Raw genomic sequence first — 16481 nt, 5'->3', positions numbered from 1 at the left:
TTTTATTATTATTTAAAAATTATGTCGATGAAGACGATGAAGACGATGAATATTTTGTGGCACAAAATAATTGCATGGGTCACATAATTATCATACCAGTCGATAATAGATAGCGTTAATGAGATATTAGTCTCATTTTAATGTAATAAAAACTCATATCATCATTGCACTTGTGATTTAACTTCACAGTATTTGCTGCTCTATTTATTTATTACCCTCATAAATATAAGTGATATGCAGTATTTGTTTGTATTGATACCAACTCGTTTATCCATAAAAGTAAAGAATGGTTAATTGGCGGGATAAACTTAAACAAGGATTAAAGATGAAAAAAATTACCCTAACGTTGAGCGCCATTGCTTTAGCGTTCAGCTTTTCAGCTGCATCTCAAGCTAAGATCCCAATGCCAGCAACGGTTAGTCCCGGTGTTACTGTTATTGAATTAGCGCAACAGCAGCCAGTAAATTGGGTTTCAATTGAACAAATTAAAAAAAGTTTAGATGGTAAAGCGCCAATGGCGGTCGGATTTGATATCGACGATACTGTTTTATTTTCAAGCCCAGGTTTTTATCGCGGAAAAATTGAATTTTCACCAAATGATTATAGCTATCTGAAAAATCCTCAGTTCTGGGAAAAAATGAATAACGAGTGGGATCAATTCAGTATGCCTAAACAAGTAGGTGTAGATTTAGTTAAAATGCACCTAGCGAGAGGCGACACTGTTTACTTCATTACAGGTCGTACAAAAACTAAAACCGAAACTGTGACTAAATACGTACAAGAAGGTTTAGCTATCCCTGCAGATAAAATGCAACCTGTTATTTTTGCCGGTGATGAGCCAGGACAAAATAATAAAGTCAGCTGGATGCGTGATCACAAGCTGACTATTTATTATGGTGATGCGGATGCAGATATCGCAGCAGCAAAAGAATTAAATATCCGTGGAATTCGTGTGTTAAGAGCGGCAAACTCATCTTACCAGCCATTGCCAAAAGCAGGTCAGTTTGGTGAAGAAGTTGTTATCAACTCAGAATATTAAAATTGTTTAATATCAATAGCTAAAGGTATTTATTGCCTTTAGCTATTTTTATATTAAATACCGAAAATTAAATAATAAAAGTCATCAATATTCAGTATTCAGATATTTTTAGTCGATTTAAACTGAAAATGATCTTATTCATTAGTTAAATTCTTATTTATTTCCATTCTTAATGCTATTTTGTCTTTCAATAAAGACAAAATTAGTCTATTCCTATAACATTCGTTTTCAAATTAAATACAATAAATTTGCAACTATAATAAAAACTATTGTTATCCATGTAGTAACTTAAGGTGGATGTATGGCAAAGAGAAGAGTGAAAGCTCTGCAAGTCTCGATAATCTGTGGGCTGATGACATTACAATTTCCTGCATTTTCAGAACAAGAAAATATGCAGTTAAATACGACGGAAATGCAGCAGCCACAAGTTGTTGAATTGAATCAAGTGGTCACGGTTACACCAGCAGAAAGTTTGGTAAAGATAACATCGTCATTACCGGCTGATGTTAAACCTATTTTTACCACACAACTGGCTAAAATATATGCCGATCGGCAAATGAAGTTGTTGTGGCAAGATGAAACGGCTATCGAACAATTTCAACGACAATTAGCTGAACTTTCACTTTCAGGGGTGCAACCTCAGTTTAGTGAGTGGTTGTTGTTACTTGAAGATAGCCAATTAAGTGAATTAGGCCGAGATGTCATTTTATCTGATGCCATGATGGGCTATATACAATACCTATCTTCTGTTGAGGCAAGTGGCCAATATTGGTTATATACTAGTCGTCCATATAAAATAATAGCGCCAACAGCACCGCAAATGAAACCTTGGCTCGATGCGGCTTCTGAAAATAGGTTAGGAGCGTGGGTTAAGTCCCAAGCAATTAATCATCCGCTGTACCAGCCGATGCGCGAAGAAATGCTTAAACAGCTCGCCATGACTGAAGATGCGCTCGAAATTACCAGCACGACATCATTAAAGCCTGGGCAATCAAGTGATGATGTTATTACCTTGAGAGAAATCTTATATCGTGATGGATTGCTCGATAGCAGTGCTATTTCCACAGAAGTTGATGCGTCAGCTTCGCCAGAGGAAATCGCCAAAGCGACGGCAGCGGCTCGTTTATATAGCAATGAACTTGTTGAAGCCGTAAAAAAATTCCAATTACAATATGGCTTAGATGCTGATGGTGTGGTGGGTAAAGGCTCTAAAGTTTGGTTGAATATGAAACCAAAACAAAAAGCCGCCTTGATGGCATTAAATATTCAACGTTTACGTATTATACCAGCAAGTAATGGCACTGGTATTTTAGTCAATATTCCCGGTTACTCGCTAGATTTTTATTTAAACGATGAGGTCATTTTAGACTCTAAAGTGATTGTCGGACGCGCGGATCGTAAAACACCGATTATGAGCAGCGCTTTAAATAATGTGGTGATTAACCCGCCTTGGAGTGTGCCAACTAGTATGGCACGTAAAGATATCGCGCCAAAAGGGAAGCAAGATCCTAGCTATTTTAGCCGCAGAGGTTATACGGTCTACTCAGGATGGGGACAGGATTCATTTGAAATCGACCCTTACTCTATTGATTGGGAAAATATTACACCCGCGAATTTTCCATATAGAGTCAGACAAGCACCGGGACCAACAAACTCTTTAGGCCGCTATAAATTTAATATGCCAAGCTCGGATGCGATTTATTTACATGATACGCCAAACCATAGCTTATTTAATCGTAATGCGAGGGCAATAAGTTCAGGTTGTGTGCGCGTGAATAAAGCCAGTGAATTAGCGACAATTCTGCTTGGTGATGCGGGTTGGGAGCAAAAGCGTATTGATGGTGCGTTAAAAGAAGGCTCAACGCGTTATGTGAATATACCGGATAGAATCCCTGTTTATTTGTATTATCAAACGGCTTGGGTGGATAAAGATCAACAAGCGCAATATCGTGCTGATATTTATCAATATGATAAGAGCATTGATGGTACGGAAAAATATTTGCCAGCTATAAAAAGTATTCTGCGCTAATCCATTTCTTTTTATTCAGGGAAGGTAACTTCCCTGAATATTCAGCGCAATTCATAACTATTCACATCAATTCCATTGCTCAATATTTTTTATTCTTTAAGCTAAGTTCACAAGTTGAGACGTGCAGCTAAATTATCATTGAATGGTTTTTAGTGATAAAACTCACCTTTTAGCGTAAATGACATAAAATTTGTTTATTTTATGCATTAATTTACATAATTATACATTAAAGCTAAATATCATTTGCTAAACTGAATCAGTTCTGATGTTTCTTTTTAAATAACGAAGACCCGAGTTATCACCTATGGATATAATTGACCAAAACCGCAGGAAGTGGTTGGGAATTGGTGCGGCTACTATCGGCCTCAGCTTATTACCTAGCCATGTATTTGCTGCCATGACGACACCACGACCAAGAATTCTACGATTTGAAAATCTCAATACTGGCGAATTTTTAAAAACTGAATTTTTCAATGGCCGCAGTTATAACAAATCTGAGCTTGCGCGTTTGAATCACATGTTTCGTGATTACCGTTGCGATAAAGTGAAAACTATCGACCCTAAGCTGTTCGATCAAATTTATTTATTACAGATGTTGATGGGAACTAATAAACCGGTTCAGTTAATTTCTGGATATCGCTCATTGGAAACCAATAATTCATTACGTAAAAAAGGCTCTGGTGTAGCGAAAAAAAGCTATCATACCCGTGGTCAAGCAATGGATTTTCATATTGAAGGTTTACAGCTAAGTAACATCCGTAAAGCAGCGTTAAAAATGAAAGCTGGCGGTGTAGGTTATTATCCAAGAAGCAATTTCGTACATATCGATACAGGACCGGCAAGAACATGGTAATCTGTGCATAGGTGACACAGATTACGGAGTAATTGCTCGATGAAATATACTATTATCCCAGTAACACCCTTTATGCAAAATTGCCATGTTATTTGGGATGAAAATTCAATGGAAGCTGTCATTGTCGATCCCGGCGGTGAGGCAGAAAAATTAATTTCTGCAATTGAAAGCCGTGGATTGAAGTTGACTAAAATTCTATTAACCCACGGTCATTCCGATCACATCGGTGCTTCAGCTACACTTTCAAAACATTTCTCAGTTCCCATTCATGGGCCACAGAAAGAAGATGCTTTCTGGATTGAAAACTTAGCCGAACAAAATGCGATGTTTTATATTGGCGATTGCCCAGACTTCACACCAGATTATTGGTTAGAAGAAGGTGATAAGATAACCTGTGGTGATATCAGCTTTGATGTGTTGCACTGTCCGGGGCATACACCAGGACACATTATTTTTGTCAATCACGCAGATAAACTGATATCCATGGGTGATGTCTTATTTAAAGGCGGCGTTGGACGCAGTGACTTTCCTCGCGGCAACCATCAAGATCTAATCTCCTCGATTAAAAACAAGGTATTGCCGCTCGGTGATGATTATCAATTCATTCCGGGTCACGGCCCAATGTCTAATTTAGGACATGAGCGTCAGACCAATCCGTTTTTGCAAGATGAACAGCCCGTTTGGTAATTAATTTAACTTAATTTATTATATTATTTATTTATGCCTCATTAATGAGGCATTTTTATTTTTATGAGTGTAGATAAATTTACTCCTAATTTAATTTTGTTTATAGAATAAAATTATTGGTTTTGTTATTTTTTTTATGTTAAATAACAACTATGGATAATTAATAAATGAAAGGTAATAACTACACTATAAATTTCATGCAATATAATTTGTATAATTATATTAATGCCCCTAAAAACAAATCATTCTTTACCAATATTATGACTGAGTATGGTATCAATCATAGTAAATCAGCAGGTTATTGTTATGGGTTGGCAAATGAATTTTTAATCTATAATATAGACGATAAAGGTGCTGATTATATTCAGCAGTTGAATTATTTATATGATATTACTAGTTATGATAGAGTGGGTTTATCTGCAATAGATAAAGCAAGATATGACGCTTTGAAAATGCATGCCCAAGTTCTATTGAATGAGTATATTTATGATTTTATTAAAATCCAAGCAATTCGTGATAACTCTTTAAGAAATAGGGATTATTTTGATGGCCTAACCTATGATAAAATTAACAATAGAATGTTTGGTGATTATTTTAATGATATAATTGATAAAAACTTAAAGAAAGCTACGAAGGTTAATGAAAAAAATAAAATTTATTATCAGTATATTTATGAGTCCCAAAAAATAAAATTTAAAGAATATATTAATGCATTATATGCTAATAAGGATTTTTTTAATACAAAGGAAGGAGAAGTTTCTAGTTCTGACCCTATTTTTTTAAAATTAAAAGAAAAATTTATACGGGGGAATTTATTGTTAGAAAGTAAATACTCGGTCTCTGATGCGCATTTTTTTATTGACTCGATATCTGAAAGCATTAATAGAGATAATTATTTAAAGTTAGAGCTAACAAATAACCAGCGAGGTATTAAAGGGAATAATATACATCAGAATTATTCATTTAATACATTAGAGGGAACGACAGTAAAGAGATTTAAGGACGTCATTATTGCTCATACAGCTAAAAATAAAACACCACTCTATTATCAATTGATTTTAGGTAACCACGCGGTTGTTATTAGCGCAAAATATAACAATAAAAATCAATCATGGGAATATTCATTTTTTGATCCTAATAGTGGTGTTACGACGATTAACAAACAGATTGATTTTTTTTCTTATTTAGATGATCACATTAAAATAAATGCTGAAAAAAATAAAATACCTATTTTTGATAATGATTATAATATAACTGTTAGTGAATTTAAAAAAAATGGGAATAGTGGGAGTGGTTTTAAAAAAATAAATAAAATCAGTTTAAAAATAACTGAAAATGTACTTTTAGCTGAAAGAAAAATCACTTATCAGCAAGAAGGGAGTAAGTGCAAAATAATATATAAAGAATTCAATCCGGAAAATTGTTTACTAAAAATTAAGGTTATCGTAGGGAGTGTCGAATTTATAGCATATACGGATATTTTAGATGGACAAGACCTTTATACACGGATAGTTAATAATCCTGAAACTATATCTAAAATTAAAAAAGATGTTTTTATCTCTCAAGATGGATACAAAATTTATTCGATAAATAAAGATTTCGATATCAAGACCTTTGAAAATATCAATAAGAGTCATAATAATCAAAACATTGCAAGGGATTATATTAGTGTCAACTTGCATTTAAAACCGTTGTCCAATAATGAATCCAAGCCTATTACAGGGATCCCAGAAAATCATCAACGAGCCATTACACAAGTTGCCAATGACTATAATATTATTATAGGTATGCGGCCTATTGATTATAAATCGACAAGTTTAATTGCTTCTGGTCTGTATAGCAGTAAAGGGCTCTCGATTAAAGGTAAAAGTTCAGATTGGGGACCTCATAGTGGCTTTATTCCTATTTTACAGCAGTTTGCCAAAAAATCAGCTCGGGATGAGCAAGAGAAATATAATGATTATGTAACACAGTCTATTGAGCAAGGGCATGCAAAGGCGGTGATACTTGAAGTAACTCATGAACGTATGAATGAGCTACTTAAATATAAGGTAGTGGAGCCATTGGTGGATGTAAGCTGGGGAGAATACAGCAGTAGAACAAGTGCAAAGGTGGATAATGTATCCTATCATTTTGTTCTTAAAAATATAACTCGAGGAGAAAGTAAGGTATGGCAAGTCTATCATCTGTCTGGTAATAAAATAAATCCTTTCCTTGTGGTCGGTGACCCTAAAACGGGAAAAGCGATGACGGCAGATTATGATCTTTTTAGTGTTATTTTTTCAGTTTCTGAGCTAGAGCATTATGTTAGAGTGTCAGAAATGCCTTCATGGAAAGAATGGAAGGCGAGTGTTAACTATGATGAACTCACGAATGAACAGAAAAAGCTCTATCAGACTGAGGCTGAATATAATAAAAGAGAGGGGAAAGATAATGGTATTACTAATACAAAAATCAAGGAGATTAATCGAGATTTAAATAAAAAATTAGGGCGCCCTGTTGGATTAGAGTTAGTTCATCATGGGGCTGATGATGCTAATCCTGGAAGTGTGATGAAAGATAACTTCCCAATTACCTTTTTCTTACCGGATAAACTCAAAGGAAAAAATAAATTATCAGGAACAAGCCAATCGATAGATACTTATTTCCAAATGAATTCATCGGGTACGGTTATTATTAATGATGTTGAAAGCCTATCAAATTTTCAACAGTTATTAATTAATGAGGGATATCGTGCTCCTCTCAATGCTAACTGGTGTGAAGGGGAATATGCTGATTACTTTAATCCAAAAAGAAAAATATCAGATAGTTTTATTAATGCTAGAAGAGAGATACAGCGTAAGAAAAGCATCCCTATTGTTGATCAGAATTTTATTGAGGGGAAAGAAAATCAAAAAGGATATATTGATAATAACTTCGGTAAACCTATTGCGAAATTAGATATGGGCTTTGGTGATATTCAATTAGATGAAATAAATACACATAATAATGGCGTATTAGCTGGTGAGCAATCATCAAGTATTGAGTCACTTGAGCATTGGTCTGATCCAATAGATAAATATCGAAAATTACAGCAGCAGGATGCTGAAACAGTAAGAAAAATAAAACCAACTGAATATGATTATAATGTAATTGTTCAAATTGAAGGTGATGAAATTGCAGCTCGTGCAACAGGTAATGCTTTTTCTAAACACCCAGACGATTCCATGGTTATTCAATATAATATGACGAATAAGCAATATAAAATATTACATGGGGATCTTCAAAGGATAAAAAAAGGTAAGGTACGCTGGATAACTGTTGGGCATGGTATTTATTATGGGAATAATGAGCCAACGTTATATGCTGGAAAGAATGCTGCAGAATATGTTAATAGCATTTTATACTTACAAAATAAAATATTAAAAAGTAAATCTCCAGATAAATTAGTCTTGCTAGGGTGCAACCTAGCGCGAGGTGGACCTAATGAAAATTTTGTAATAAAAATAATTCCTTTATTAGCTGAGTATAATGTAAGAATTCCCGTTGTTGCTTACAATAGAATGGTAAGTAATATTTACTTGGGGAATAAATTAGTTATGCCTATTGATGGTGATAGTGATTCGGTAAGTACAGATGGTTACAAGTTTACTTATCAATATAATACAGGTTCAGAGCAGGTTAGAATTAATGGTAAATCTAGTGTGTTATATTTTATTAATGAAGTTCGCCGTGGTGAGATTACGTTAAATCAATTAAATGATTATATTGAACCAGATCCTATGCGCGTATTTAGGGATCTAGATACGCGCACCCTTGATATGGATTTATTAAAGAAAGTTATTTATAACCATGATGCCTATAAATTATTTGTTAATGAATTGAAAAGACATAAAGGTAATCTACCTGATGATTTTTATTTTACCTTTAATGAAAAAATTAATGAATTAGGAATTAAAGAAACACCAATTTGGAAAATGGTGAGTTCTGAACGCATTCTTAACCGAGTATCAAACATTACAGCTCAGAATATTTCAGAATTAACAGTGATTATTCGCTTAACGGATGATAGAAAAGGCTTATTGCAATCAGAACGTTTAGCTGCAAGGGACCCACATAATACGTTAATTTTCCAGATGGATGTTGAAAATAAAAAAAGTATATTAGAGTATGGTTCAGCGGATTTAATTTCTTTAGTAGAGGAAAATAAAATAACTAATTGGGTAATTATTGGTGATACTGATATTATAAGAAAACCAACTGGTAAATTGGCATCTGAATTATTGGCACTGAAAAATAAATATCCATTAATAAATCCTGAAAATATTTTATATCATTCAGTAGGCCCCGCTATGATAACTGACGCGGCGGAGCATAAAGTGTTTCTTATGGACTTATCTGCAAATCTTAAATCGCATGGTATGACTTCCGAGGTTAAATCCAAATATACGCATGATTATAATCACCATCTTGCTAGTGTAAATAATGATACTCAGAGTACATCATTTTTAGGCGGAAATTCACATCAGTCATTGATTACGTTACTGGAAAAAATATCGTTAAAAGAGGTTTTAATTCAAGATATCACTAAGGTGGAACATCCTTATTTATTAAATTATTTTTCAGATGAAAATGGAGGGGTTGATATTGAAAAATTAAAAATCGCAGTATCAGACCCATTAATTAATAAAAGATTGAATGATATTTTGAGTCAAAATAAAGATTTTAATACTTTGTCAATGAACTTGCTTCTTGAATCTTCACTATCAAACAGTTATCAGCAACAAGCCGAGTATATTCATACTCTATTAATTGAGATAAAAAATGATTTATCGTTATTAAATAATTTAAGTGAAAACTCAAAACTATTATTGAGTAAAATATTTCCGGCTGGGGATGGATTTAATGGAGTTGAGTTTAATAAAGGTAAAGTTTTAGACTTAGTCACTGATGATAATAAATTCATATTATTAAGCAATAACCTAAAAGAGTTTAGTTCATCTAATTTAGTGGCAGAAGAGGCTCAGTTAAGGAGACTTTCGTTTAGTGAAGTGTTTAAAACCTATGAAAATAACCAAGCACAGCGATTGAAGCAATTTAATCAGCTGTTAAGTTATGGTTATAAAGTGGGGTTAATTAACCATGATATTATCCGTTTAGTGGATCAACCTAGAGTGATAGACCAAACTCTGGGGGGAATGTATGGCATTGAATTTTATTTTACGGGTAGCGATACGGCGCGAGATATTATTGAGCGAAAAGCACAGCTTGAGAGAATTAAATTTAAAGGTACATTAACATCAGCAGAAAGATCATTGTTGATAAAAATGGATGAATATAGCCACTATATTAATACCGTCGTTCGTGAAAATAGTATATTGGTGGTTGATCAGTCGCTATTAAACTTATTTTCAACCGTCTCCGGTTCTGGCAATGCAATTATTTTCATAAAAGGAAAATCAGCTACTTATACGGTAATGCAAGTCAACCGTAATGGAAGTCATGAAATTAGTTTATTTGATCCTCAAGGGATACAATTTAGTATTAAAAATAGAACGTCTGAGGGAGCTCAATGGAAATTCCAACAAAAAATTAAACATTATTTTAATGAAGATATTCAACTTGCGGATGGAAAATTTATTGCGAGAGGAAAAAATGCCGGGCTCGAAGTAATGAAGAATGGCAATTTTAGAGCTGATTTCCAGGTTATTGATTTAGATTTTAAAAATATTAAAAAGGTATTGCCCTCATTACAAAATCAACGAGAATCGATTATAGAGCAAACTGCGTTTTCCCTACCTAAAAATCGCTGGGTTACTATCAATGGGGAAAAAGTTTCTTTTGTAAAATTACAGCAATTAGGCGCCACAATAGAGGGAAGAACAATTTCTCTTAGCGATTTCGATGTGGGTGGACAACATAAAAAAATTCGCTTTTCCCCTGAGAAATTATCGACCTACTTTACCTTAATGGAGGGTGGGAAAGAGGATCTCTCTTTCATTAAAGTGTTTCATGAGCAATTAAAATCAGCAGATATTTACCAACTCGTCGAGCGGAAAGCTAACTTTGCTGAGTCGGGAGCACTGAAAAAACAGTTTAAATATTTAGCGAGCAATATCGATGCTCAACAGGACGCTGTTGCGTCCTCCACATTACTCAAGGTTCGTCAAGCGGGTAACAAGCTTCCTAAATATCATCGTATTGCAAATCATGCTGGGCAAGTCATGGGGGCGGCTGGTGCGATCCAAAGTCTGATTAGCGCTTATGCTATTTTGGCCAAATTGGATAATCCCGATATTAGCGTTGAAGAAAGTAAAGAGTTAGAGAAGCAGTTTTATTTACTTGTTGCGTCTGCCTTTTTTAATTATGGCGATATGATAGTGCAACCAATGCTATTAAGTATCGCATCGAGTAAGGGGACAAGCTCATTGTTCCGGTCAAGACTTGCAATGGGCACGGTAGTGATCTTCAATTTGATAGGGATGGGAATTGATGCCTATCAAGCTTACGACAGTTTATCTAAATTGGACAGTGTAACAGACCCTAAACAGCGTGAAGACATTATTGTTAATGCCACTTTTTCTATTGTGGGTTCGGTGATCAATGGGGTGACTGTCATTGGCGTCTTAGTCGGTTCTTCGACTATTCCGGTTATAGGATTAGTTGTTGGAGGAGTATTGCTCGTGGGGGGCTGGGTTTATAACGGCATCCGAGCTGTTGAAAATATTAAAAATATTATTGATATTGACTGGGATCGCGAATTAGAAGAAGGGATCCGAGGCGCTTTTGGTTTGGAGCCAACCTTACGTAGTCAGCAAGAGATGAGTAATCAACACCAGATTAATGCATTCAAAAATCAAGATTGGGATAGGGATCTGATTTTATTCGAAAGTAATATTCAGCATGCAGGTTTTGGTCATCACCTCAGTATTGTTGAAAAACCCATCTCTGAACCTTTGCAGAGATATTATTTAGTTGATAATCATAGGAATTACTTCCATGGAACTTTCTCTACTGAAAAATTAGGATCAGGAAATATTGTTTTCTGTTTTTTACGTAATGGAGCCCCTACGTTTACAGCTGAAGAAGCCGATTTCATTTTACAAATTGAACTCGCTAGAAATAGAGGCTGGTTTAAACGTTTAAAAACTCTCTATAAAAGCTATGAAAGTATTGAGCCAGATTATCGTAAAAAGATTCATTTTAAGCGGGAAGCTAAAGAGATAATAGACCTTAAGCCGATAGGCAGAGTCTCGACTAATGAGCATTATTCTTTAAATACTAGTTATAAGAACCCATTATTTGATGAATTTAAAGCCCGGCATCAGGTGCTAGATAATAATTTATCATTGCCCCTAGATAGGCAATTAAAGAATTCAGCTTCAGAACAAATTAATTTTTATTCAACCAATACTCAATTTAGTGTGTTTGGGCAGCGCTTGATTAGCGCTGATGAACGCTTCTTTAGTGAAAATTTGGTGAATAATACTTATCGCACGGCATTACATATAGAAAGCACATTTAGCCAAGGGATAAGTTGGAATACAGCTAATGGTAATGATGTGCTTATCGGAAAAAAATCACAAAAAAATTCCTTTCAGGTTTTACTTGGTGAAAAATATTTCGCAGGTGGGGACAGCGATGATTTATTTTTTATGCGTGATTGTAGCGTAAGTTCATTAATGTCACGCGGAGGGAAATTACCAACTAAATATTTAGATGGTCAAGGTGGGCAAGATACCGTCATTATTGATAGCTTACCGAAGAACCATCAGGTGCTTGTCGATTTAAATGCAAATACGCTGAATTATCAGGAACAAAGTTCTCTTATCGTTATTCCAGCGGCGAACTTACAAGCAATGGAAAATGTGGTGGTAAGGGGAAATAGCGATGACACTTTACAGGGAAATGATGCGGTTAATATATTAGATGGTGGGCTTGGCTTTGATGTATTGGAAGGAAAAGGAGGCGATGATCTGCTTATTTTAACCCAAGGTAGAGCGCTAGGTGGTGATGGTAATGATAGCTATCGTATCCGCCGTTTTGACTGGTCTGAACATGTTAGTGATTTTTATCTTACAGAACGTTATTTTGACATAAAAGAAAAAGTTGTTAAAACTCGAAGGTATCATAACCCTGTCTATATACAGGGTAATAGAATATATCAAACGGAAGTAATGATTAATGAATATAATCGTTCACAAAGCCGAGTCAATTTAGAATATTCCTTAGATGAAATAATACAAATACGGTTAAGTGGTAATAACTTGGTCTTAACAATAAAATTGGCGGACCACGTGATTGGTGGACAAAGTTTTGCAAATGTAGAAAGTGAAGTATCAATTGTGTTAGAAAATGTGTTTGAATCAGATGGCGATTCGAAAACGCTGCATCATATCTATCAGCTACAAACACGTGATGGTTGGGTGATGACAACTCAACAAGATAAAACACGACCTCATCAATATTTCAGCTTAAGTTATATTCAAGAATATGATCAGTTACCAGCCCCTGAACATAAATCCGTCAAAATAGATGAGCTAGCTAATTGTATAACGATAAATCAATCTCGTTGCCATATTGCCCCTGAATGGGGTTGGTTTACCCCGATTGGCCGTGCTGAGCATTTATCCTATTACGGCAATGATAAAAATAATTTATTACCACTTATCAAGAGTGGTAGTTATATAGAAATTAGTCGTGGAATCGATACTTACCAAATTGTGCAAGGAAAAGATGAATATGGGCAAATTGAGTTCGACTTTTCTAAAGTGAAGGATAGTTTTACTAAATCGGATAGTGTGAATTTATTATTGCCGACTGAGAATGGTTATTCACTACACATGGATGGCTATGAGATTTACTCTATTAATAATTCAGGGAAAAAACAATTAGATATCAAGTTTACTAATGTCGGAGAGCACCTGACGGAGGTTGTTTTACTGCAAGATAAGCACAGCAACGTATTTAAAGTGAATCTAAAGGAGGGCTTTATAACGCCAATAAAACCCGTCATGGAGAGCAGTGACCACGCTGACCAAATAATCCTACCTGCAGGTTATATATCAGAAGAGCATGTTATTGATGGGGGGAATGGTGACGATATAATTATCAGCAGAAGCTTAGACAGTTACGTCCTATTAGGTGGTAAGGGTGATGATAATATTAAGGCCTCAGTCGGAAATAATGTTCTGTATGGCGGCGCTGGGATTAATTCGGTTAGCGGTGGGCTAGGTGATGACCTACTGTTATCGAGTGATGGCAGTGATGCTTTAATGGGTGGGGAGGGAAGTGATCATTATGTGATTGAGGGTAATCAGGCGGGTGGGGTTTATATTGTAGATGATGCGGGGCACAATCATATTCACTTGGTCAACTTTAAAAACGATCCCATAAAGCAAAGCAATGAGGAATACCTGCTCTATTCTTCAGCAGGCGGTAAAATTGTCAAAATTAAACGACCTAGCGATGACAGCGCGGCTAATTTTAGCATTCATCATTATGAACGATTGGATGAAAAATTTATTGCATCCACAGGTGATGGTATGACACCGCTCGTGAATTATTTATCTAAAAAATTGCATGAAGAAAAGCATTTCGGAGAGCTTGCTACTTGGAAGCCAACTGAGAAACTGGCTGACACGCTAAAAGGGCTGACCGTGAAACCCGTAATGCTAACAGCGGGTAATGATGGAAGGACGCTACAGCCTGACAGTAGGAGAGATAACTGGTTCATTGATGCTTTATCTGGCAATGATGAGATCATAGATATGACTGAGTACGGTCGTGTGATAAAAGGTGGTGGTGGTAATGATAAACTGATTGCGACTGGCGGAGAGAATGTGCTGTATGGTGGGCAAGGTAATGATGTTTTATTGGCACAGGGTATGCATCAGGATGTGTTGATCTCATTAGATGGAGAAGACCAATTATCGGCAGATAAAGGAGATGATCTCTACATTATCAGTGGCCATGGTGAAGGGGATGTGACGGTCACTGATTTTGCTGGGCGAAATAAGCTGCTATTGATTGGTTTTGAGCGTAACGACACCGATGGCAATCAGTTATCCGCAACGGTGACTGAAACGAAATATGAATCAAAGAGTGGAAGAGTCGTGACGTTACGCCATAACAACCATTTGAATAAAGTGGCTAATGTAACCGAGGTGAATTATCTTAACGACCACAGGCTGCTATCAAAACAAAATATAGATCAAACCGTTGAACGTTTGATACAGCTACTCGCCGAGCAACGTATAGCCTATGAAAGTAACCTTGATTCTACGATAAAGAATGGTAATTATAGAAAAAATTGGGGGGCGGCACAAATAACAGAGCACTTCCTCAGCAACCTTAAATAACCATCTCTAAAAAATGGCCAGTCAGAGAATTCACTGACTGGCCTATTGATGATATCAACGGTTAAACCGCAAAAAGTGATAAGCTTGGCTTATAGCACTTTTACAATCGCATCACACAAAGGAACCATGTTCTCAAGTGTTAAGCCAGCGACGTTAATACGACCAGAGCTTACTGCATAAATACCAAATTCGCTACGCAGGCGTTCTACTTGCTCTTTGGTTAAGCCACTGAATGAGAACATACCGTTTTGGTTGATGATGAAGCTAAAGTCTTGTTTAGCGCCTTTCTCTTCCAACGTTTTTACGAGCAGCTGGCGCATACGTTTAATACGTTCACGCATTGATGTTAGTTCTTGGATCCATTCTGCTTTTAAATTTTCATCAGACAAAATGGTTGTGACAACAGCTGCGCCATGAGCGGGCGGATTTGAGTAGTTAGCACGGATAACGGCTTTCGCTTGGCTAAATGCACGCTCTGCGTTATCGCTGTCTTTGGCGATAATGGTGCAAGCGCCAACACGTTCGTTGTATAAGCCGAAGTTTTTCGAGAAAGAGCTCGCGACAATCATTTCTGGATTGTTTTTGGTGAAAATACGCAGGCCTTCTGCATCTTCATCTAAGCCTTTAGCAAAACCTTGGTAAGCAAAGTCAAAAATAGGCAGTAAACCTTTTTCTGCACATAAGTCTGCGAGAATAGACCACTGCTCGGCTGTTGGGTCGATACCTGTTGGGTTATGGCAACAACCATGCAGTACGATTGCATCACCCGCTGTAGCGTCTGCTAGGCTGCTTATCATACCTTCAAAATCGATATCATGTTTAGCGGCACTGTAATAGCTATAAGTTTTAACTTCTAAACCAGCGGCTTCAAAAATATTGTTATGGTTAGGCCAAGTTGGGCCGCTTATCCAGACACGTTTTGCATTGGTTTGTTTTGCAATGAAATCAGCTGCGATACGTAATGCACCTGTACCGCCCGGCGCTTGTGCAGTGCGTGCACGTTTAGAGGTTACGATTTCATGGTTTTCACCAAATAGTAATATTTGGGTGACTCGACCAAACTCAGGCATTCCACTGATAGCAAGATAGTTTTTAGTATTTTCGTTATCAAGCAGAAATTTCTCTGCTTTTTTAACAGTATCAAGCACAGGTGTTTTACCTGATTCGTCTTTGTAGACGCCAATACCTAAGTTAATTTTGTTATCGCGAGGATCCGCACGGAAACTATCAGCAAGACCGAGAATAGGGTCCGCAGGGGCAGCAGTGATTTTTTCAAACATGTTATCGATTCCAAAGCTCTGTTGTTAGCTGAAAGGTGGTTTAGCCGAAAATGTCGAGTTCTCAGGGTAACGTGAGCGAGGGGATTTGCCAACTGTTTTACCTATAATTGGTGAGATCTTGTGAACTCGATAGGTATTGCCTGCAATACGACCAGTAATCGCCAGTAATACAGTGATATTGTCTAATTATTAGTTTTTAAAGCAAGATAATGAGTATGGTGATGAGAGTGTTGATTGTATTTTTAGAGGGAAT

At 36.1% G+C, this 16481-nt stretch carries 6 protein-coding genes; 5 read left to right on the top strand and 1 reads right to left on the bottom strand.

Annotated elements, in window-relative coordinates:
* The first annotated feature begins 325 nt into the window (after nt 1-325).
* From aphA to DD649_RS12355, 5 genes are all read left to right on the top strand, one after another.
* Nucleotides 326-1039 carry an acid phosphatase AphA gene (aphA, locus tag DD649_RS12375; RefSeq protein ID WP_294107317.1) on the top strand — a complete coding sequence of 238 codons (714 nt, stop codon included), beginning with the start codon at nt 326-328 and terminating at the stop codon, nt 1037-1039.
* 301 nt (nt 1040-1340) lie between these two features.
* Nucleotides 1341-3068, top strand: a complete 1728-nt coding sequence (ldtD, locus tag DD649_RS12370; RefSeq protein ID WP_294107316.1) for a L,D-transpeptidase — start codon at nt 1341-1343, stop codon at nt 3066-3068.
* 304 nt (nt 3069-3372) lie between these two features.
* Complete coding sequence (locus DD649_RS12365; RefSeq protein WP_294107315.1) at nt 3373-3921, top strand: YcbK family protein; 549 nt, start codon at nt 3373-3375, stop codon at nt 3919-3921.
* A gap of 39 nt (nt 3922-3960) precedes the next feature.
* Nucleotides 3961-4608, top strand: a complete 648-nt coding sequence (locus tag DD649_RS12360) for an MBL fold metallo-hydrolase (RefSeq protein WP_294107314.1) — start codon at nt 3961-3963, stop codon at nt 4606-4608.
* Nucleotides 4609-4775: 167 nt separating this feature from the next.
* A complete protein-coding gene (locus tag DD649_RS12355; RefSeq protein WP_294349720.1) occupies nt 4776-14948 on the top strand; it encodes an anthrax toxin-like adenylyl cyclase domain-containing protein in 10173 nt (3390 codons plus the stop codon).
* Between the two features lie 89 nt (nt 14949-15037).
* Here DD649_RS12355 and DD649_RS12350 read toward each other — a convergent pair whose 3' ends face one another.
* Complete coding sequence (locus DD649_RS12350) at nt 15038-16228, bottom strand: amino acid aminotransferase (protein WP_294107312.1); 1191 nt, start codon at nt 16226-16228, stop codon at nt 15038-15040.
* Nucleotides 16229-16481 lie beyond the last annotated feature (253 nt).

Source organism: Providencia sp. (assembly GCF_003533305.1).
Lineage (GTDB): Bacteria > Pseudomonadota > Gammaproteobacteria > Enterobacterales > Enterobacteriaceae > Providencia.
Note: the sequence above shows the minus strand (reverse complement) of the source record. Positions and strands in the feature narration are given on the sequence as shown.